Origin of the sequence: Catenuloplanes japonicus, assembly GCF_000717135.1 — a bacterium.
GTDB lineage: Bacteria > Actinomycetota > Actinomycetes > Mycobacteriales > Micromonosporaceae > Catenuloplanes > Catenuloplanes japonicus.
Genome location: NZ_JNXY01000027.1, coordinates 42,689 through 62,314, shown reverse-complemented (window position 1 = coordinate 62,314; position 19,626 = coordinate 42,689). Strand labels below are relative to the sequence as shown.

18 protein-coding genes are annotated in these 19,626 nt (G+C 71.8%); 12 read left to right on the top strand and 6 right to left on the bottom strand.

The window, feature by feature from the left end; genetic code table 11:
* The first annotated feature begins 208 nt into the window (after positions 1–208).
* The 5 genes from lepB (OP04_RS33125) to OP04_RS33105 are packed head-to-tail and all read left to right on the top strand — an operon-like array spanning position 209 to position 3,305.
* Entirely contained in the window at positions 209–1,027 is an 819-nt protein-coding gene (gene lepB, locus OP04_RS33125; protein WP_085066959.1) for a signal peptidase I, read from the top strand.
* Positions 1,024–1,665 carry a signal peptidase I gene (gene lepB, locus OP04_RS33120; protein WP_033343860.1) on the top strand — a complete coding sequence of 214 codons (642 nt, stop codon included), beginning with the start codon at positions 1,024–1,026 and terminating at the stop codon, positions 1,663–1,665. Before lepB (OP04_RS33125) ends, lepB (OP04_RS33120) begins: the two co-directional genes overlap by 4 nt.
* 20 nt (positions 1,666–1,685) lie before the next feature.
* Complete coding sequence (locus tag OP04_RS33115; protein WP_033343859.1) at positions 1,686–2,144, top strand: NUDIX hydrolase; 459 nt, start codon at positions 1,686–1,688, stop codon at positions 2,142–2,144.
* On the top strand, positions 2,137–2,985 hold the full coding sequence (locus tag OP04_RS33110; protein ID WP_033343858.1) for a ribonuclease HII: 849 nt from the start codon (positions 2,137–2,139) through the stop codon (positions 2,983–2,985). The genes OP04_RS33115 and OP04_RS33110 overlap by 8 nt, the downstream gene beginning before the upstream one ends.
* On the top strand, positions 2,982–3,305 hold the full coding sequence (locus OP04_RS33105; protein ID WP_033343857.1) for a DUF2469 domain-containing protein: 324 nt from the start codon (positions 2,982–2,984) through the stop codon (positions 3,303–3,305). Before OP04_RS33110 ends, OP04_RS33105 begins: the two co-directional genes overlap by 4 nt.
* A gap of 68 nt (positions 3,306–3,373) precedes the next feature.
* Here the strand turns inward: OP04_RS33105 and OP04_RS33100 are convergent, their stop codons facing one another.
* The 6 genes from OP04_RS33100 to OP04_RS33075 all read right to left on the bottom strand — a co-directional run bounded on the left by OP04_RS33100 (position 3,374) and on the right by OP04_RS33075 (position 11,895).
* Positions 3,374–4,027: a murein hydrolase activator EnvC family protein gene (locus tag OP04_RS33100; RefSeq protein WP_051799464.1), complete on the bottom strand. Its 654-nt coding sequence runs from the start codon at positions 4,025–4,027 to the stop codon at positions 3,374–3,376.
* A 935-nt stretch (positions 4,028–4,962) separates the two neighbouring features.
* Positions 4,963–6,153, bottom strand: coding sequence for an aminotransferase class V-fold PLP-dependent enzyme (locus tag OP04_RS33095; RefSeq protein ID WP_033343856.1), 1,191 nt, complete (start codon positions 6,151–6,153; stop codon positions 4,963–4,965).
* A 40-nt stretch (positions 6,154–6,193) separates the two neighbouring features.
* Complete coding sequence (locus tag OP04_RS33090; protein ID WP_033343855.1) at positions 6,194–7,150, bottom strand: tyrosine recombinase XerC; 957 nt, start codon at positions 7,148–7,150, stop codon at positions 6,194–6,196.
* 1,659 nt (positions 7,151–8,809) lie between these two features.
* Positions 8,810–9,997: a DNA-processing protein DprA gene (locus tag OP04_RS33085; RefSeq protein ID WP_085066958.1), complete on the bottom strand. Its 1,188-nt coding sequence runs from the start codon at positions 9,995–9,997 to the stop codon at positions 8,810–8,812.
* A complete protein-coding gene (locus OP04_RS33080) occupies positions 9,994–11,514 on the bottom strand; it encodes a YifB family Mg chelatase-like AAA ATPase (protein WP_033343854.1) in 1,521 nt (506 codons plus the stop codon). The genes OP04_RS33085 and OP04_RS33080 overlap by 4 nt, the downstream gene beginning before the upstream one ends.
* Before the next feature lie 12 nt (positions 11,515–11,526).
* Entirely contained in the window at positions 11,527–11,895 is a 369-nt protein-coding gene (locus tag OP04_RS33075; RefSeq protein WP_408606807.1) for a YraN family protein, read from the bottom strand.
* Positions 11,896–12,049: 154 nt separating this feature from the next.
* Here OP04_RS33075 and OP04_RS50350 point away from each other — a divergent pair, with 154 nt between their 5' ends.
* The 7 genes from OP04_RS50350 to rlmN all read left to right on the top strand — a co-directional run bounded on the left by OP04_RS50350 (position 12,050) and on the right by rlmN (position 19,584).
* A complete protein-coding gene (locus OP04_RS50350) occupies positions 12,050–12,889 on the top strand; it encodes a hypothetical protein (RefSeq protein WP_157240702.1) in 840 nt (279 codons plus the stop codon).
* Positions 12,890–13,169: 280 nt separating this feature from the next.
* A complete protein-coding gene (rpsB, locus tag OP04_RS33065) occupies positions 13,170–14,057 on the top strand; it encodes a 30S ribosomal protein S2 (protein WP_033343852.1) in 888 nt (295 codons plus the stop codon).
* Between the two features lie 92 nt (positions 14,058–14,149).
* A complete protein-coding gene (tsf, locus tag OP04_RS33060; protein WP_033343851.1) occupies positions 14,150–14,980 on the top strand; it encodes a translation elongation factor Ts in 831 nt (276 codons plus the stop codon).
* A gap of 201 nt (positions 14,981–15,181) precedes the next feature.
* A complete protein-coding gene (pyrH, locus tag OP04_RS33055) occupies positions 15,182–15,934 on the top strand; it encodes a UMP kinase (RefSeq protein ID WP_033343850.1) in 753 nt (250 codons plus the stop codon).
* 148 nt (positions 15,935–16,082) lie between these two features.
* Positions 16,083–16,640 (top strand): ribosome recycling factor, encoded by a 558-nt coding sequence (frr, locus tag OP04_RS33050; protein ID WP_033343849.1) that lies wholly within the window; start codon positions 16,083–16,085, stop codon positions 16,638–16,640.
* Entirely contained in the window at positions 16,640–18,184 is a 1,545-nt protein-coding gene (locus OP04_RS52255; RefSeq protein WP_232323833.1) for a phosphatidate cytidylyltransferase, read from the top strand. Before frr ends, OP04_RS52255 begins: the two co-directional genes overlap by 1 nt.
* Positions 18,185–18,405: 221 nt before the next feature.
* Positions 18,406–19,584 (top strand): 23S rRNA (adenine(2503)-C(2))-methyltransferase RlmN, encoded by a 1,179-nt coding sequence (gene rlmN, locus OP04_RS33040; protein WP_033343848.1) that lies wholly within the window; start codon positions 18,406–18,408, stop codon positions 19,582–19,584.
* Positions 19,585–19,626: the final 42 nt, after the last annotated feature.

Genomic DNA, 19,626 nt, shown 5'->3' with positions numbered 1-19,626 from the left:
CTCGACGCCTTCCCCCGATGAGATAAGCGGGGACGAGGCTCGGGCGGTAGTGCTGTATCCGGGCTCAGGTGCCTCCTCCGGTTCTCCCCGGGGGCGGGGTGCCGGTTCCGGCGCGGCTGCCGCCGAGGAGCCGCCACGTCGTTCCCGGGGAGGTGACTCCCGGGACGATGACGCCGGCGAGAGCAGGCTGCGGAAGCCGGTCAAGCAGATGGCGCTCTGGCTGGAGCTGCCGATCCTGCTCGTGGTGGCGTTCTGCCTCGCGGTGCTGATCCGCACGTTCGTCGTGCAGGCGTTCTCGATCCCCTCCGGGTCGATGGAGAACACGCTGCTCATCGGCGACCGGGTGCTGGTCAACAAGGTCGTCTACGACGTGCGCGTGCCCAAGCGCGGCGAGGTCGTGGTGTTCCACGGCACCGACCGCTGGGCGCCGGAGCACACCGACGACACGTCCGGCCTGACGTTCATGACCAAGATGAGCCGCACCATCGGCGACCTGATCGGGTACGGCCGTCCCGGTGAGAAGGACTTCATCAAGCGCGTCATCGGCGTCGAGGGCGACCGGGTCGCCTGCTGCGACGAGCAGGGCCGGATCACGGTCAACGGGCAGCCGATCGACGAGCCGTACATCTTCGAGGACTCGCCGCTCGACGACACGGTCAGCAACGGCACCGACTGCCGGTCCCGCCGTTTCCAGGAGATCGTCATCCCGGCGGGTCAGATCTTCGTGATGGGCGACCACCGGTCCGTCTCGCTGGACGCGCGCTGCCAGGGCCCGGTCCCGGTGGAGAACGTGGTCGGCCAGGCCTTCGTGATCGTGTGGCCGCGGGACAGCTGGAGCGGGATTCCCGTGCCCGAGGCGTGGAAGGACGTACCCCCCGCGGCCGCGGCGCCGGCCTCCGAACCACAGGAGACGACGCCTGACACTCAAGGGGGATTCGTGCTCACTGTCCCCTTGTTGGCATCTCTGGCGTTTAACGCGCGTTCCCGGTCTCGATTCTCAGCCCGCCATCGTAGGCTGCCTTCGTGATCGACGAGCAGACCGACAAGCCACGCAGTTCGTTCTGGAAAGAACTACCGATTCTTCTGGGTGTGGCGCTGCTTGTCGCCATCCTGGTGCGGACGTTCGTGCTCCAGACGTTCTACATCCCGTCCCCCTCCATGGAGCACACGCTCAACATCTACGACCGGGTCCTGGTCAACAAGCTCGTTTACAACTTCCGTGACCCCCAGCGCGGCGAGATCATCGTGTTCGAGGCGCCGGACGGGTGGCGGAGCACGCCCAAGGGCGAGGACTTCATCAAGCGCATCATCGGCATCGGCGGCGACCACGTGCAGTGCTGCGACGCCCAGGGCCGCATCCAGGTGAACGGCGCGCCGCTCGACGAGCCGTACATCTACTCGGAGAACGGCGTGCAGGACCCGCCCGCCTCGCAGGACTTCGACATCGTGGTGCCCGCGGACCGGATCTGGGTGATGGGCGACCACCGCTCGCAGTCCGGCGACTCGCTGGAGCACTGGACGACCACCGGGGAGATCGAGAAGTCGACGATCTCCGAGGACGCGGTGGTCGGGCGCGCGTTCGTGCTGTTCTGGCCGTTCGGCCGGGCGGACTGGCTCTCCGCGCCGGACACGTTCGAGTCGGTCCCGTCCGGCAGCGGCGGCTGAGGGTCTCCTAGGCTGAGGTGATGGTGGACTTCGTGCCGCGTCGTGCGGCTCGCGTGCTGCTGGTCGACGAGGCCGGGCGGGTGCTGCTGTTCCGGGGCGTCGACCCGGGCCGGCCCGGTGAGCCGTACTGGTTCACGATCGGCGGCGGGCTCGACGCGGACGAGACACCGGCCGAGGCCGCCCGGCGCGAGCTGCGCGAGGAGGCCGGGCTGGACGTGCCGGTCGAGGCGCTCGGGTCGCCGGTGCACGCCGAGGTGACCGAATACCCGTTCGACCACGTCTGGTACCGGCAGGAGCAGGAGTTCTTCCTGTTGCGGACGGCCGGGTTCGACGTCGACACGAGCGGGTTCGACGATGTCGAGCGCGCCACCACGCTGGAGCACCGCTGGTGGCCGGTCGACGAGCTGGACTCCGCGGCCGACCCGGTCCACCCGGACGGGCTGGCGGAACTGCTGCGCCGGGTGACCGCCGATGCTTAGCCCGCCGAAGACCGTCGTCCGGCGCGAGGGCGGCATCTACGCGCTGGAGCGGGCGTTGCAGCGCCGGGGATTTCAGCTGGTCGCCGGCGCGGACGAGGCCGGGCGTGGCGCGTGCGCGGGACCGCTGGTCGCGGCCGCGGTGGTGTTGCCGGCCGGCAAGCGCGGCGAGATCGACGGGCTCACCGATTCGAAGCTGCTGACCGCCGCCGCGCGCGAACGAATCTACGCAGAAGTGGTCAAGCGGGCGTTCGTCTACTCGGTGGTGGTCATACCGCCCACCGAGGTGGATGCACGCGGCCTCCATGTGTGTAACCTCGCGGCCATGCGCCGTGCGCTGGCAACGCTTTCCGTCCGCCCCGAGTACGTCCTCACGGACGGCTTCGCGGTGGACGGGCTCGGCGTGCCCGGACTCGCCGTGTGGAAGGGCGACCAGGTCGCCGCGTGCGTGGCGGCGGCGAGCGTGCTCGCCAAGGTCACCCGGGACCGGATCATGGTGGAGCTGGACGCCGAGTTCCCGGCGTACGGCTTCGCCGACCACAAGGGTTACGTGACCGCGGAGCACAACACCGCACTGGCGGAGCACGGGCCTTGCGTGGAACATCGGTACTCGTACGCGAACGTGGCGGCGGTGTCCGGCCGCGCCGGCAGCCCGCCTCGGGCGCGGCGTCCGGTCAGCGCGGAATCCGATCGTCCGTCGGTGGTGTCCTCCGGTGGCACATCGGCTGAGGCGATGGCGAAAGTCGGCACGGGCTGGAGTACCGTCGGCGTGGCATCGGAGCAGCAGCCACGACCGCCGACGTGGGTGGGGGAAGATGGCCAGATGAAGGGCGGACAACCATGAGCGCAGAAGATCTCGAGAAGTACGAGACCGAGATGGAGCTGCAGCTCTACCGGGAGTACCGCGACATCGTCCGCCAATTCTCCTATGTGGTCGAGACGGAGCGGCGCTTCTACCTCGCGAACCATGTCGACCTGCACGTGCGCAACTCGGACGGCGAGGTCTACTTCGAGGTCGAGATGCAGGACGCGTGGGTCTGGGACATGTACCGGCCGGCCCGCTTCGTCAAGAACGTGCGCGTGATGACGTTCAAGGACGTCAACGTTGAGGAGCTGGAGAAGCCGGAGATCTCCCTGCCGACGGACACCGGCTTCCCCAGCTGACAATCCCCTCCTCCTTCCCGGCCCGGGGCTGCGGTGGTGCCGCACTCCGGGCTCTTCCGTCCCGACGGTCACTCCTGCGCCTGAGCGGGCTGCGCCGGACTGGTCTGCGGGCTCGCGGTCAGCGGGAGCAGGCGGGCGCGGCCGAGTGCCAGGAGCATCAGCGGGTCCAGATAGTCCGGACCGCGGCGGAGCCCCCAGTGCAGGCAGGCCGCGGCCGGACAGCCGGGATGACCGGCGGCGAGCGTGCCCAGCGGCGTGCCGGCCGTGACCTTCCGACCGGCGACGATCCCGATGTGGACCGGCTGGTAGGTGGTGCGCACACCGCCGGAGTGCGCGACGCTGACCACGCCCTGACCGGCGACTGTCCCGGCGAAGACCACGGTGCCGTCGCCCGCGGCCCGGACCGTCGCGCCCGGCCCCGCCCCGAGATCCACACCGCGATGCCCGGCCAGCCAGGGCTGCGGCGGAGGATCGAAGCGGCGGAGGATCGGCGGCGGCCACCCGTCCACCGGCCAGACGAACCTGCCGTCCACCAGCAGCGCTTCCCGCACTGTGCCGCCACCGGTGTCTCCGGCGCCCGTGTCCGGTGGCGGTGGGAGGGCCGTGTGGACCGCAGCGGTCCGCGCCGACGGGCTGGACCGGCCGCCGGGAGCGCTCGGGACGATGCCGCCGGGCAGGAAGCCGGTGACGACCAGGACGACAATGAGCAGCGTGGATGGCATGGTCAGAGCCTCGTCCTGCCGCCGGAATCACGCGACCACCGAGTTCGAGATCTGTGGACAACTTTCTGGCCTGTGGACAGCGGCCCGCAGGTCAGCGTGGGTTTGCGCCCCAGACTTGGATCCGGGCAACACCACATCTGACAGAGTCCCCCTCATATGTCGGAAGGCAACGGCGTGGTGCGGCAGCGTTGCTCCCGCGGGCAAACCTCGCCGTCCGCCAAGCCTCCGCTGGCGCTCCGCTTGCCTCCCGGCGTCGGAGCCGGTTCCGCGCGGCGCGGGAAAGAGCAACGCGACTTCCGCGGTACTCACGTCGGCAGGGGCGCGCCCAGCGCGTGCATCGGTGCTGGGTCGCTGGCCGTGTGACTTTGCAGCGGCGTGGGGTGAGCCTGTGCCGGTCCGCGGCGGGGACTCGGCCGGTGCCACACATCCCGGTGCGTCGCCGGCCGCGCGTCACTTTCGCGGTCCGGTGAAAGACCGGGGAACCCTCGTGCCGGCGTGGCAGCCGGGCCGTGGCCGATGTCGATCTGATCCGGCGCGCGCACCGTGTCGGATGCCGCGCGTAGCGGGCGATCGCAGTCCGCGCGGTTCCGCGGTGCGGAGAGGACTGTGTGCCGACGAGTGGGGCAAGGGCGGTCATGGCCGGCCCGCCAGCCGATCGGGTGCCGCGGACAATCGACATTCGCCGGTCGTCTGGCTCGGATCGGATGTGGGGGATGAGCCCTGCGCCGCTCGTGGTGATCGAGACCCGGCCTGTATCGCGCACGCGGTGGGATGGCCGTGCGGGCGGGTCTTTGTTCTCGGCCGGTGTGGCGCGGGAGCGGAAGGGAGGAGCGCCAGCGACGACCGGTGCCCGCGGGAGCGTGCGGACCGCAACCACCGCGAAGTGGGAAATGCTTCTTAAGATCTTGATCTTTGCTCTTCGGGATCGTGCGAGGCTACTGGCCGCCGGCGTTGAGGAGGGCGGGGAGGCGGGCGGCGAGGCGGTCGTACTCGTCGGGCTGGTTGTAGACCTGGCCGCAGATGCGGAGCCAGCCGCGGGCGTTCCAGGCGTTGACGCCGACCGCGGCGCCCAGTTTGTCCGCGATGAGGTGGCGGAGCGCGACCGCGTCCGCGTCGGTGGTGGCGACGCCGTGGGGCAGCGGGATGATACGCATGGCGACGCCCGCACCGCCGGGGTCCGGCAGGCTCGCGGCGCGAAGGCCGAGCGCGGCGCCGATCACCCGCTGGCCGTAGGCGGCGAGCGCCGCGTTGTGGGTGCGCACCCGATCGTGGCCGAGCGTGCGCAGCACGAAGAGGCCGCTCGGCGCGGACAGCCACGGCGTGTAGTCCAGCGTGCCCTGGGACTCGACGTTCGCCGGGAAGCCCTCACCGTGCTCCCAGGAGACGGCGAGCGGCTCGATCCGGTCCCGCCAACGAGGTGTCACGGCCAGCATTGCCACCGAGCGCGGCGCGAACGCCCACTTGTGCAGGTTGCCGACCCAGAAGTCCGCGCCGATCTCGTCGATGGCGAGCGGCAGCATTCCCGGGGCGTGCGCGCCGTCGACCAGGACCGCCACGCCGGCGCGGTGGGCGGCCTCCACGATGGGCACGAGCGGGAAGAGCTTGACCGTGGAAGAGGCGACCTGGTCCACGATCAGCAGGCGGGTACGGTCGGTGAACGCGCCCTTGATCAGCGACACCACCTCGCCGTCCCCGGCCGTCAGCGGCACCGCCACCGTGCGGACCACCGCGCCGGTCCGCCGGCACTCCCGGGCGGCCGCGACCGCGACCGAGCCGTAGCCGTGATCGGTCAGCAGGATCTCGTCGCCGGGGCGCAGCCCCATCGACTGCAGCACGATCGAGATGCCGGCGGTCGTGTTCGGAATCAGCGCGGTGCCGTCCGGGTCCGCGCCGAACTGCGTCGCCAGATGCCGCCGGGTGTGCCCGATGCGGTCGCGCAACCCCCGGGTGTAGAAACGCACCGGATCCAGCTCGATCTCGTCGCGGAGGCGCTGCTGCGCGCGCTGAACCGCGATCGGGGTCACGCCGACCGTGCCGTGGTTCAGATACGAGACGGCCGGATCCAGCGAGAAGAGCAATCGTGCGCCGGCTATCGCGTCCGGCGGCCGTACGTCACCAGCGCCCACCCGTCGATCGTAGTGGGCGGAACGGGCAGGACGCTGCTTTTCAGGCACGGGGGTGCGCCTGACGGTACGCGGCACGCAGCCGCTCGACCGAGACGTGCGTGTAGATCTGCGTGGTGGCCGGCGAGGCGTGCCCCAGCAGCTCCTGGACCACGCGCAGGTCCGCGCCGCCCTCCAGCAGATGCGTCGCGGCCGAGTGGCGCAACCCGTGCGGCGTGGTGTGCGGCAGGCTCTCGGCCCGCGCGTACGCCGAGACGACCCGCCGGGCGATCGTCGGCTGCAGACGGCCTCCCCGCGCTCCCAGCAGCAGCGCGTCACCGCTGTCCGGGCTGTTCAGGGCGGGACGCGCGGTGCGGAGGTAGACGTCCAGCGCCCGCTCGGCCGGCACACCGTAGGGCACCGACCGCTCCTTGCCGCCCTTGCCGAGCACCCGGACCAGGCGGCGCGTCCGGTCCAGATCGGAGACGTCCAGGCCGCACAGCTCACTGACCCGGATGCCGGTGGCGTAGAGCAGCTCCAGGACGAGACGGTCACGCACGTCCACAGGGGTGTCGTCGCCGTGGGCCGGGGACGTGACCAGCTTCTCCGCCTGGTCGGCCCGCAGCGGACCCGGCAGCGCACGCTGCGCCCTCGGACTGGCCAGCTGGGCACCCACGTCGTGCTCCAGGTGCTGTGCACGGTACGCCCAGGCGGTGAGCGCCCGCGCCGACGCCGCCCGCCGGGCCATCGAGGTGCGCGCGGCACCCTCCTCACGCTGCGCGGCCAGCCAGCTGCGCAACTCCGCGATGCCCAGGTCGCCCAGCTTCGCGCAGCCGGAGCCGGCCGCGTGCCCCAGCAGCGAGACCGCGTCACCCACATAGGCCCGCACGGTGTGCACGGACCGGTCCTCGACGGTCCCCAGGTGATGCGCGAACTCGTCGACGACCGCGCGCATTGCCGGCGGCAGGCTCTCGTAGATCGTCTGTGTCGCACGGGTGTGTCTGTGGTCGCTGCTCCCCATCCGTCGACAGTCCGCGCCGTCGAGGCCATCGTCAACCCGGCACGCGTGAGCGGCGCAGGCAGAGGGCGGCGGCGAAGCCCGGCTTCCGGGGCGAGGCCGGGTGCGCGGGCCGCCCGAGCCCGGTGCATCGCCCGAGAGCGCGGGACCGGCCGAGCGGGCGGGGCTCGAGTTGGCCCTCGGCGCTCGTGGAGAGAGCGTGGGGTCTCGTGAAGGGACCGGAGCGGGCACAGAGCAAGCGAGCCCAGATCGTGAATCGTGCAGGACTCGACCGGCGTCCGTCCGCATGGGCGGATCCGCCGGCCCTCCTCGCCTCGCGGGCCGGGCCGGCGGGACACCACAGAGGGTCAGGCGTTGCCGTCGGTCAGCTGGGGGAGTGCTTACGGAATGGGCAGGAAGGTCCCGGCCAGAAGTACTGAGTCCTCCTGACACCTTCGGGGTGACGCCTCGCGGGCGTGGAATTCTTCAGCTTCGGGCCGCGGCGGCACCTATTTTCCGGTCAGCTTTCGGCATCGAGGTCCAGACCAGCCGCAATGAACCGGGCTCACCGCGCCTGAAATTTCAGGAGATAGCGGCCCGTGGGCCAACCACGGCCTCGCTGACGCCGAAAGCTCAGTAACGATGCCCGCCCGACCTTCTTCCACAGTCCGAGCGCGTGCTTCCAATATCCGGGATTCAAGATCCTTTGCGTCTCCTTTCCCCGGCCCGCGAAAGGGCCACCAGAGACGCAAGGATCTTGAACAGCCCTGACGCCGGCCGCGAGCGGGGCCTTTGTCCTTTATGCGCCCGCAGTCACAGTGGTGACCGCCTGGCTGCCCCGTTTGCCGTCGACCCGCCCGCAGGGGTGCAGATCATCGGCAGGGCCGCCACCAACGCACCGGCGGCAAGGCGTGTGACGCAAGCCTGAACCCGACCACGACGAAACCAGCAGCGCGCCCGCCCGACGCAACCCTCAAAACCGGACCACCCGACAACCGCAGCCGATCAGCAAGAAGCGACCACCCACACGCGAGGACCACGCAGCCGCCGCGCGACAGACCAAAGCTGGCGGCCCTGCCGATGATCTGCTCGGCTTGACCCGGGTCGATGGCAAACGGGGCAGCCAGGCCGCACGAAACCCAGCCACGGATTCCGGTCCAGCGCAGCTGAAAAGGTGTTGAATCCTGCCCCGGAGCCGGAGCGCTCCCGCCGGAGGCAAAACCGCAACCAATCCTGAGCTCTCGGCGTCAGGACGAGGATGCCGCGGCCGCCAGGCTGCTAAATCATGAAATTTCGGGCACGGAGTGTCCGTCGACCAGGCGAGACCTCGAAGCCGAAGACTGAGCAAAGCGGCGAACGCAAGAACGAGCAAAGCCCCGACCACAGGCCCAGCGAACGCAGCAGCCATCTGGCCTGTCACCTCCCAATCCGACTACACGACGACCCAAGCCGCCGACATCACAGCGAAGCTGGTGGCCGTTCCGGCCTGGTGGCCGTTCCGGCCTGGTGTGGCCGTTCCGGCCTGGTGGCCGTTCCGGCCTGGTGGCCGTTCCGGCCTGGTGGCCGTTCCGGCCTGGTGGCCGTTCCGGCCTGGTGGCCGTTGGTTGCCCCCGGCGAGTAGTGCTCGTGAGGACCAGACGCGGCGGGAAGCGGAGCCGCCCGCCGCGATGGCCTCGGGAATGGTCACCGTCGCGGGGAGCGGCGGCGAGGGACGAGCGCGTAGGTGCCCTCCTGGGAGGTGATGAAGCCGAGTTCGGTGAGGAGGGCCAGGCGGCGCAGGGTGGTGCGGGGGTCGATGCCGGTGTGGGCGGACAGCTGGTCGGCCGTGGCCTCGCGGCGGCCGGCGGGGAAGGCTTCCAGCAGGCGGGCGGAGTCCTCGTCGAGGCTGTCGCGGTCCTGGTCGTGGCCGCGCGGGCGTGGGGCGAGGTCGTCGCCGATCGCGCCGACCTCTTCGAGGATGTCGGCGGCGCCGGTGACCAGGCGGGTGCCGGGCAGGTTGCGGAGCGCGTCGTGGCAGCCGACGGACATCACGGAGCCGACCGGGCCGGGGACCGCCATGGCGACGCGGCCGGGGATGCCCTGTGCGCGGCCGAGTGTCTGGACGGCGCCGCTGCGGGCCGCGGCCTCGACCACGACGGTGCCGCGGGTGACGGCCGCGATGAGACGGTTCCGGACCAGGAAGCGGTGCCGTAGCGGCTCGGCGCCGGGCGGCCATTCGGAGACGAGCAGGCCGCTGCCGGCGATCTGCTCGAACATGGCGGTGTTGCCGGCCGGGTAGGGCCGGTCGACGCCGCAGGCGAGGAACGCCACCGTGATCCCGCCGGCGCGCAGGGCGGCGCGGTGCGCGGCGCCGTCGATGCCGAACGCGCCGCCGGACACGACGGTCCAGCCCTTGCCGGCCAGGTCGAAGCCGATCTCCGAGGCCATCCGCTGCCCGTACTCGGTGGCGGCTCGGGCGCCGACCACGGCGACGGACCGGGCGAGCGTGGCGGCGAGCGGCAGCGGCCCCCGCACCCACAGGCACAGCGGCGGCCGGGTGTCCCGGTCGACGCGCTCGCGGGTGCTGCGCAGGTCGATCGTGCGGAGGTCGCCGACCTGGTCCGGCCACTCCGCGTCGCCGGGGATGATCAGTCGTGCGCCGAGTTCACCGGCGCGCGCCAGCAGCTGCTCCGCGGTCTGCAGCGGGTCGCCGGCCGAGAGGCGCGCCGCGGCCGTGTTGCGGGTCGCGGAGTGACAGGCCGGGTCGTTGAGGATGCGCCAGAGCGTCTCGGGCGCGCCGAACGCCTGGACCATCTCCCAGCCGATCAGGTGTCCGGGCTCGAGCAGCCAGGTCAGCGCGATCCGGGCCAGCCGGTCCGCCCGCGCGCTCATCCGTGCTCCCCGGCGCGCAGCTGGCTCGCCTCGGCCACCTCACCGGCACCGGGCCGGTCCAGTCCGTCGAGGTCGGCGATCGTCCAGGCCAGGCGCAGCGTGCGGTCGAACCCGCGTGCGGTCATCGAGCCCTGGTCCAGCGCCCGCTGGAGCCGGTGGATGTCGGCGGCGGGCAGCTGCCAGGGCGCGCGGCGCAGCGCGGCGCCGGGGACCTCCGCGTTGGTGCGCCAGCCCTGGGGCGACCAGCGGGCCGCGGCGGCCGCGCGCGCCTGCGCGACGCGGGCGGCGACGGTGGCGGAGTCCTCCCGCGGCCGATCCGCGCCGACCAGGTCGGCCGCGCGCATCGCGTGCAGCCGGACGCGCAGGTCGATGCGGTCCATCAGCGGGCCGGAGAGCCGGCCGAGGTATCGGCGGCGGGCCAGCGGCGTGCACTCGCAGGCGATGTCGCCGGCCGGTTTGGCGCACGGGCAGGGGTTCGCCGCGACGACGAGCTGGACGCGGGTCGGGTATTCGGTGGTGCCGCCGGTGCGGTTGAGCGTGACCCGGCCGGACTCCAGCGGCTGGCGCAGCGAGTCGAGCACCCGGGAGGCGAACTCGGGCGCCTCGTCGAGGAAGAGCACACCGCGGTGGGCCAGGGAGAGCGCGCCGGGCCGGGCGAGCCCGGAGCCGCCGCCGACGAGCGAGGCCAGCGTCGCCGTGTGATGCGGGGCCTGGAACGGCGGGCGGCGGATGAGCCGGCCGCCGGGCGGGAGCGTGCCGGCGATGGAGTGGACGGCGGTGACCTCCAGCGCGGCCAGATCGTCCAGCTCCGGGAGCACGGACGGCAGGCGCTCGGCGAGCATGGTCTTGCCGGCGCCGGGTGGGCCGATGAGCGCCAGGTGGTGCGCGCCGGCGGCGGCGACCTCGATGGCCCGGCGGCCGACGGGCTGACCGGCCACGTCAGCCAAGTCGGGCGCGGGCGGCAGCGGGGGCTCGGGGGAGCCGGGCGGCGGGAGCAGCGTGTCCGTGCCGCGGACGAAGCCGATCAGCCGTTGCAGCGTGTCGACCGCACGCACGTCGACGCCGGGCACGACGGTGGCCTCGTCCGCATTCTGCACCGGGACGACCGCGCGGGTGAGCCCGGCGCGGGCGGCCGCGTTGACCATCGGCAGCACGCCCCGGATCGGGCGCACGGTGCCGTCCAGGCCGAGCTCGCCCAGGATCGCGACGCCGTCCAGCCCGACCGGTGGCAGCTCGCCCGCGCAGGCGAGGATGCCGGCCGCGATGGCCAGGTCGAAGGCGGAGCCGCGTTTGGGCAGCGTGGCGGGGAGGAGGTTGACGGTGAGCCGCCGGTTGGGCCACTCCTCGCCGGAGTTGACGATCGCGGCGCGCACCCGGTCGCGGGCCTCGTTGAGCGCGGTGTCGGGCAGGCCGGTGAGCGTGACCCCGGGCAGCCCGGGGGCGATGTCGACCTCGACCTCGACGAGATGACCCTCCACGCCGACCAGCCCGACGCAGCACACCTTGGCGTAGCTCATCGTCGCCCGCCTTCAGAACGCGCTGCGGAGGTGTTCGACCGACGCGGCACCCCGGCGCCGGGGCGTCACGGCGACCACGTCGAAGCGGACATGCTCGCCGCGGGCGGGCGTGCCGGCCAGCCACCGGCCGGCGAGCCGGCGCAGCCGCTGCTGCTTGCGCGGGCCGACCGCCTCGGCGGGCACGCCGAACGTCGTCGTGCGGCGTGTCTTGACCTCGCAGAAGACGAGGTCGTCGCCGTCGGAGAGGATCAGGTCTATCTCGCCGTCGGCGCAGTGCCAGTTGCGGGCGACCGGGGTCATCCCCGCGTCGATCAGGTGCCGCAACGCCACTCGTTCCCCGTAGGCGCCGACCGCGCGGGTTGTGGGTGTCATGGGGTTCACCGTGGGTGGGGGCGGGGGTGGCGGGCAACGGCTCAAGATCGGGATGTGGAGGGGGAAACTGCCTGTGGACAGGCGGTCGATCTTGGGACAGTTGTGGTACGACACCCGTCACGGCAGTAGCGCGCGGAACTTTCGGTGACATACGGTGCCGACCGTGGATGGACGTCGGTATGCAGATGAACCAGAGCCGCAGTGGCAGGCCGACCGGGCCTGGGACGCGCCCGCGGACGACGCACGCGCGCCTGCCCGCCCGCGTCGCGCCTCCGACCCGCTGACCGACCCGACCGGCTACAGCGACCACTGGAACGTGCCGCGTGTCAAGGCGCCGGAGACGCCGGTCCCGGAGGTGCCCGCCCAGCCCGAGGTCCGTTCGCGGCGCGGGTACGACTACGACGCCGTCACCGGCCGTGGCCTGGAGGCGCTCCCGGTGGTCACGCCCACCTCCGCGGCCCCGGACACGACGCCCGCGCCCGCGGAACCGAACCCGGTCGCGGGCCTCACCGCCGCGTACCCGCTGACCGGCGACATCCCCCGCTACCGCACGGAGGCGCTGGACCGCGCCGCGCTCCGCCGCCCGCCCGCCGACCCGGGCGCGGCGCCGGCAACCCCGCCTCCCGCGCACGGCGAACCCGAGCCCGGCGCCCACCATGCGTATCCGGCCGCCGAGCCGGGCTATACCCAGATCCCCGTTGCCGAGCGCGTCTACACGACCCGTCGCCCCATCCTGGCCGTACCCATCGGCCTGGTCGTGCTCCTGATGGAGTTCCCCGCGCTGCGACTGCTCCTCGACGGCTTCACCGGCGGCGTCGCCGCGGCCGGCAACCTGGTCAGCGGCCTCGCGCTCGCGCTCAGCCTCCCGCTCACCGGCTTCGGCCTCTACGCGCTGTTCACCACCGGCCGCGCCGCCGATCACCGCACGTGGTGGCGCCCGCCACTCGCTCACCTCCCGCTCGGCCTCGTCCTGCTCGTCGCCGCCGCGGTCGCCGCCAGGTAGAACGGGGAACAAGAGCCCTCCCGGCCAGGTACGCCGGGAGCGGCGTATGCTTGCCCTCGGCGACCGTGACATGCGGTCGACCTCGCGCGCCTTCTTCACGGCGGCCGACGGTCACTGACAGTGATTGCCGACTTCCCGCCACGAGGCGCCGGCCTCCCTGGTCCCGATTCACGCGCACGAGCGCGAGCAGCGGGCCCGCCCTGGCCGGCGACCGGGCGCCAGGCGCCGGGCCGAATGGCATCGGCGGCACAACCAGGGACAACGCAGGGAGCATTTCACCATGGCTGTAGTCAGCATGCGTCAGCTGCTGGAGAGCGGCGTTCACTTCGGGCACCAGACCCGTCGGTGGAACCCGAAGATGAAGCGCTTCATCTTCACCGAGCGCAACGGCATCTACATCATCGACCTCCGCCAGACGCTCGATTACATCGAGAAGGCGTACGAGTACATCAAGAACACGGTCGCCGAGGGCGGCTCGATCCTCTTCGTCGGCACCAAGAAGCAGGCGCAGGAGGCCATCGCCGAGCAGGCGACCCGGGTCGGCCAGCCGTACGTGAACCACCGCTGGCTGGGCGGCATGCTCACCAACTTCCAGACGGTCTACAAGCGGCTTCAGCGCATGAAGGAGCTCGAGGCCCTGGGTGACCTGACCGGCACCGCCGCGGGTTACACCAAGAAGGAGACGCTGCAGCTCTTCCGTGAGAAGACCAAGCTCACGAAGACGCTGGGCGGCCTGCGGGACATGCAGAAGGTGCCGTCGGCGATCTGGGTCGTCGACACCAAGAAGGAGCACATCGCGGTCGACGAGGCCCGCAAGCTGGGCATCCCGGTCATCGCGGTGCTGGACACCAACTGCGACCCCGACGAGGTCGACTTCCCGATCCCGGGTAACGACGACGCGATCCGTTCCGCCGAGCTGCTGACCCGCGTGGTCGCCACCGCGGTCGCGGACGGTCTGATCGCCCGTTCGGGCCGTGCCGGCCGTGGCGGCGAGAAGCCGCAGGGTGCCGCCGTCGGTGCGGACGAGCCGCTGGCCGAGTGGGAGCGCGAGCTGCTGGAGTCGGGCGAGAAGAAGGCCGCCGCCGAGCCCGCCGCCGCTGAGGCCGCTGCCGAGCCGGCCGCCGCCGAGGCGCCGGTCGCCGAGCCGGCCACCGCGTCGGCCGAGTAACACCAGTCCTGCCGTGGGCCCGCGGGAGACTCTCCCGCGGGCCCGCACCACAGACCGCCGCCCTGCACGACACAGACATCGAAGAGAGAGTCATGTCCAACTTCACCGCTGCGGACGTCAAGAAGCTGCGCGACCTCACGGGCGCCGGCATGATGGACAGCAAGAAGGCCCTGACCGAGGCCGACGGCGACTTCGACAAGGCCGTCGAGTTCCTCCGCATCAAGGGCGCGAAGGACGTCGGCAAGCGTGCCGGCCGCACCGCCGCCAACGGGCTCGTCGCCCACTCCGGCAAGGCGCTGCTCGAGATCAACTGTGAGACCGACTTCGTCGCGAAGAACGCGGACTTCGTCGCGTTCGCGCAGGAGCTGGTCGAGCACGGCGCGAGCGCGGGCGTCACCGACGCCGAGGCGCTGAAGGCCAGCACGCTGGCCGACGGCCGCACCGTCGACGCCGCCGTGCAGGAGCTCTCCGCCAAGATCGGCGAGAAGCTGGTGCTGAACCGCTTCGCGCTGCTCGACGGCGTCACCGCCGTCTACCTGCACCGCAAGGCGCAGGACCTCCCGCCGGCCGTCGGCGTGCTGGTGGAGTACACCGGCAAGTCCGACGAGGCCGCCGACGCGGACGCGCGCGCCGTGGCGATGCAGATCGCCGCCATGCGCCCGAAGTACGTGACCCGCGAGGAGGTCCCCGCGGACGTCGTCGAGTCCGAGCGCCGGATCGCCGAGCAGACCGCTCGCGAGGAGGGCAAGCCGGAGGGCGCGCTGCCGAAGATCGTCGAGGGTCGCGTCAACGGCTTCTTCAAGGACACCGTGCTGATCGAGCAGGCCTCGGTCGCCGACAGCAAGAAGACCGTGAAGCAGGTTCTCGCGGAGGCGGGCATCGAGATCACCCGGTTTGTCCGGCTCGAGGTCGGCCAGGCCTGATCCAGGCCCGCACGTTTCGCGGCGCCGGCCGGGCAGGCCGGCGCCGGAGGCCATGAGTACGAGGAGGCCGTTGGTGTACTGCGACAGGCACCGCGGTCTCCTCGTCGCATATGGTGCACACCGCGACGGGTTCGTGTCGGCGTGGCAGCGCCGGTGGGTAACCCCGTCTCAAAGACAGCAGGCGAAGGGAAGGCGGGCCGCATGACGGTGGTGACCGAGCAGATCGCTCCGGTGGAGGCCAAGGCTGGCAGGCCGCGGCGGGTCGTGCTGAAGCTGTCCGGCGAGGTCTTCGGCGGCGGCAGCGTCGGCGTCGACCCGGATGTGGTGCAGGGCATGGCGCGCCAGATCGCCACCGTGGTCCGCCGCGGCGTCCAGGTCTCGGTCGTGGTCGGCGGCGGCAACTTCTTCCGCGGCGCGGATCTGCAGAAGCGCGGCATGGACCGCAACCGGGCCGACTACATGGGCATGCTCGGCACCGTGATGAACGCGCTCGCGCTCCAGGACTTCCTGGAGAAGGAGGGCATCGAGACCCGCGTGCAGAGCGCGATCACGATGGCCCAGGTCGCCGAGCCGTACATTCCGCTCCGTGCGATCCGTCACCTGGAGAAGGGCCGCGTCGTGATCTTCGGCGCCGGCGCCGGTATGCCGTACTTCTCGACCGACACGGTCTCCGCCCAGCGCGCGCTGGAGATCAACGCCGACGTGGTCCTGATGAGCAAGAACGGCGTCGACGGCGTCTACACCGCGGACCCGCGGACCGACCCGACCGCCACCAAGCTCGACACCGTGACGTTCGCCGAGGCCCTGCAGCAGGGTCTGCGGGTGGCCGACGCGACCGCGTTCAGCCTGTGCATGGACAACGGCATGCCCATGCTGGTCTTCGGCGCCGAAGGGGCTGACACGATCATCAAGGCCGTGGGCGGCGAGAAGATCGGCACCCTGATCACCGCCTAGGGGCGGGCAAAGCAAGATCAAATTCAAGAGCATGATGGGGTACGGGTGGTGCGCGCTTCCTGGGAGGCCGTGTACCCGCCCGACCAGCGATGATCCCCGGGTATTGGACGCAGCACCCGCCGAGCAGGAGTGAGGAGGCGAGGGAGCGGTGATCGACGATACGCTCCTCGAGGCCGAGGAGAAGATGGAGCGTGCCGTTGAGCACGCCAAGGACGAGCTGGCCGCCATCCGTACCGGTCGCGCCACACCGGCGATGTTCTCCCGGATCATCATCGACTACTACGGCACGCCCACCCCGCTGCCGCAGATGGCGTCCGTCGCCATCCCGGAGCCGCGGATGGCGATCATCAAGCCGTACGACGTATCGCAGCTGGGCGCCATGGAGAAGGCCATCCGCGATTCCGACCTCGGGGTGAACCCGGGCAACGAGGGCTCGATGCTGCGCATCCTGCTCCCGCAGATGACCGAGGAGCGCCGCCGCGAGATGGTCAAGGTCGCCCGGGGCAAGGCCGAGGACGGCCGGGTGGCGGTGCGCAACGTGCGCCGCCGCGCCAAGGAGGAGCTGGACCGCATCGTCAAGGACGGCGAGGCCGGCGAGGACGACGGGCGCCGCGCCGAGAAGGAGCTCGACGACCTCACCCACCGGTACGTGGGCCAGGTCGACGAGCTGGTCAAGCACAAGGAAACCGAGCTCCTCGAGGTCTGATGCCGCACCTCGACCCCTACGACGACGCGCGCGACGCACGGCAGCGGGCGCGGCACACCGGTGCCGCGCCCGATCCGTACTGGCCGGATCAGCACCCCGATCGTGATCCGCGCGGTGACCGGCCGGGCGGCCGGGAGCCGATCGCGCCCGTCTACGCGCCGCCCGGCACGGACGCGGGAGCCACCGCGGAGTTCGTCATGGATCGCCCGTCCGGTCCGCCCCCGGCCGTGATACCGGGCCGCCCGGGTGCCAACGTGCCCGGCCGCCCGGGTGCCGGCGTTCCCGGCCGCCCAGGTTCCGATGTGCCGGGCCGCCCCGGTGTCGACGCACCCGGCCGATCGGGCGCCATCGTGCCGGTCCGCCCGGGTCTCGACGTGCCGGTTCACCCGGGTGCCGACGCACCCGGCCGGTCGGGCGCCATCGTGCCCGTCCGTCCCGGCGCCGACGTGCCGGGCCGTCCAGGTGCCGGCGTTCCGGGTGCCGGCGTTTCCGGTCCCGGCACGCCCGGTGTCCGGGGCAGTGGCCCGCAGGGCCCGGGGGACACCACCCCGCGCGGCCCCGCCCTCCAGCTGCCCGCCGGCCCGTCGAGGACCGAGGACGACGACGCGGAGCCGCCGCGCCGCCGGGGCAAGGGCCGCCGTCGCGCGACCTGGTCTGGCGCGCCCGCCGCGGGCAACGCGATCCGTCAGGCCTCCTTCGAGTCCGAGGACCCGGAGAGTGCCAGGAGCAGACTGCCGGCGCCCGGCCGCAACCTTCCCGCCGCGATCGGTGTCGGCCTCGCGCTCGGCGCCGTGACCGCCGGCTCGCTCGTCTTCTGGCGCGAGGGCTTCCTGCTGCTGATCGCCGCGCTCGGGGTGGTCGGCATCTGGGAGATGACCCGCGCGCTCGCGGCCGGCGGCGCCCGCCCGCCGATGATCCCGCTGATCGCGGGCGGTGTGCTGATGGCCGGCCTGGCCTGGTTCGCCGGTCCGGACGCGCTCACGCTCGGCCTGCTGGTGACCGTGCTGGCCACGGCGCTGTGGCGGCTCGGTGACGGCCGGTCCGGTTTCCTGCGGGACCTCTCCGCGGCCACGCTGGTCACGGTCTACGTGCCGTTCCTGGGCGGGTTCGCGGCGCTGCTGGCGTACCCGGAGGACGGTGTGGCCCGGGTGGTCGTCACGGTCGTCGCGGTGGTGCTCACCGACACCGGTGGTTACGCCGCCGGCATCTTCCTGGGCAAGCACCCGATGGCGCCGTCGATCAGCCCGAAGAAGTCCTGGGAGGGCTTCGGCGGGTCCGCGCTCGCGTCCGCCGTGGGCAGCGCCGTGCTGGTCTGGCTGCTGCTGGACGTACCCCCGTGGTGGGGTGCGGTCTTCGGAATCGGCGTAACGATCTCCGCGGTGCTCGGTGATCTGGCAGAGTCGATGATCAAGCGGGATCTCGGCATCAAGGACATGAGCAACCTGCTACCGGGCCACGGCGGCCTGATGGACCGGCTCGACTCGATCCTGTTCGCGCTGCCGACCGCGTTCCTGCTGCTCTCGGTGCTGGCGCCGACCTCCTGAGCGCGGCGGCGGACGGCCGCCGGCGTGCGTGTGGAAGGGGCAGGGTGAGCGAGGACGCAGCTTTGGCACCCTGTGCGGCATTACTACCGGCCGTACCGTGGGAGACTGGTTGAGGTCGTGGTGGCGTTCCCAGCGTGGTGCGATTCCCGCCGGGTGACCCCGGCGGCACCGCCCGACCGAGACGTTTTGACCCGACGTAGTGAGGCGCTGCAGACACCGTGATGGGCCCGACTCTTCCTCTCATCCCCGTCGTTCCCAGCACCCCGGAGACGCCCGACGACGCCGTGCCCGCACAGGCCGGTCCTCGGCGCCGTCGTCCGGCGATGCCGCCGCGCCACCTGGCCGACCTCGATCCCGAGGCCCGCCGCGCCGCGGTCAAGGAGCTGGGACTGCCCGAGTTCCGGGCCAAGCAGCTCTCCACGCAGTACTTCGGGCGTTACGTGCGCGACGCGGCGGAGATGACCGACCTCCCGGCCGTGGCTCGGGAGAAGATCGGGGCAGACCTGTTGCCGCACCTGCTCACGCCGGTGCGCGAGATGTCCTGCGACGACGGCGCCACCCGCAAGGCGCTCTGGCGCCTGCACGACAACGCGCTCGTGGAGAGCGTGCTGATGGGTTACCCGGACCGGGTCACCGCGTGCGTGTCCAGCCAGGCCGGCTGCGGCATGGCGTGCCCGTTCTGCGCGACCGGTCAGGCCGGCCTGACCCGCAACCTCTCCACCGCCGAGATCGTGGACCAGGTCGTCTACCTGGCCGGCGTCGCGGCGAGCGGCGCGGTGGCCGGCTCCCCGCCGCGCCTGTCCCGCGTCGTCTTCATGGGCATGGGCGAGCCCTTGGCGAACTATCCCCGGGTGATCGCCGCGGTCCGGCGCCTGACGAGCCCCGCGCCGGACGGTTTGGGCCTTTCCCAACGGCATATCACGGTTTCGACCGTCGGTCTGGTTCCGGCCATGCGCAAGTTGGCCGATGAGGACCTTTCGGTGACTCTTGCGCTGTCTCTGCACGCGCCCGATGATGATCTGCGCGATGAACTCGTTCCGGTCAACCAGCGCTGGAAGGTGGCCGAGGTGCTAGATGCCGCCTGGGCTTACGCGGCGCGCACGGGGCGGCGCGTGTCGATTGAGTACGCCATGATTCGTGACGTGAACGATCAGCCCTGGCGTGCGGATCTGCTCGGTCGTCTGCTGGCCGGCAAGCTCGCGCACGTCAACCTCATCCCGCTGAACCCCACGCCCGGCAGCCGCTGGGACGCGAGTCCGAAGCCGGTGGAGCGCGAGTTCGTGCGCCGCCTGCGCGCGGCCGGCGTCTCCACCACGGTGCGCGACACGCGCGGCCAGGAGATCGACGGTGCCTGTGGACAGCTGGCGGCGAGCGCGCTCGACGGCGCGGAGGCACAATGAACCTCTCCTTGTGTGGGTATGTGTGTTGCGACGTCGCACAGT

Excerpts from the sequence above, each read along its gene's own strand:
- lepB (WP_085066959.1), top strand. The coding sequence starts at position 209 with ATGGCGCTCTGGCTGGAGCTGCCGATCCTGCTCGTGGTGGCGTTCTGC.
- OP04_RS33115 (WP_033343859.1), top strand. The coding sequence starts at position 1,686 with ATGGTGGACTTCGTGCCGCGTCGTGCGGCTCGCGTGCTGCTGGTCGAC.
- OP04_RS33110 (WP_033343858.1), top strand. The coding sequence starts at position 2,137 with ATGCTTAGCCCGCCGAAGACCGTCGTCCGGCGCGAGGGCGGCATCTAC.
- OP04_RS33105 (WP_033343857.1), top strand. The coding sequence starts at position 2,982 with ATGAGCGCAGAAGATCTCGAGAAGTACGAGACCGAGATGGAGCTGCAG.
- OP04_RS33100 (WP_051799464.1), bottom strand. The coding sequence starts at position 4,027 with ATGCCATCCACGCTGCTCATTGTCGTCCTGGTCGTCACCGGCTTCCTG.
- OP04_RS33090 (WP_033343855.1), bottom strand. The coding sequence starts at position 7,150 with ATGGGGAGCAGCGACCACAGACACACCCGTGCGACACAGACGATCTAC.
- OP04_RS33085 (WP_085066958.1), bottom strand. The coding sequence starts at position 9,997 with ATGAGCGCGCGGGCGGACCGGCTGGCCCGGATCGCGCTGACCTGGCTG.
- OP04_RS33080 (WP_033343854.1), bottom strand. The coding sequence starts at position 11,514 with ATGAGCTACGCCAAGGTGTGCTGCGTCGGGCTGGTCGGCGTGGAGGGT.
- rpsB (WP_033343852.1), top strand. The coding sequence starts at position 13,170 with ATGGCTGTAGTCAGCATGCGTCAGCTGCTGGAGAGCGGCGTTCACTTC.
- tsf (WP_033343851.1), top strand. The coding sequence starts at position 14,150 with ATGTCCAACTTCACCGCTGCGGACGTCAAGAAGCTGCGCGACCTCACG.
- pyrH (WP_033343850.1), top strand. The coding sequence starts at position 15,182 with ATGACGGTGGTGACCGAGCAGATCGCTCCGGTGGAGGCCAAGGCTGGC.
- OP04_RS52255 (WP_232323833.1), top strand. The coding sequence starts at position 16,640 with ATGCCGCACCTCGACCCCTACGACGACGCGCGCGACGCACGGCAGCGG.
- rlmN (WP_033343848.1), top strand. The coding sequence starts at position 18,406 with ATGGGCCCGACTCTTCCTCTCATCCCCGTCGTTCCCAGCACCCCGGAG.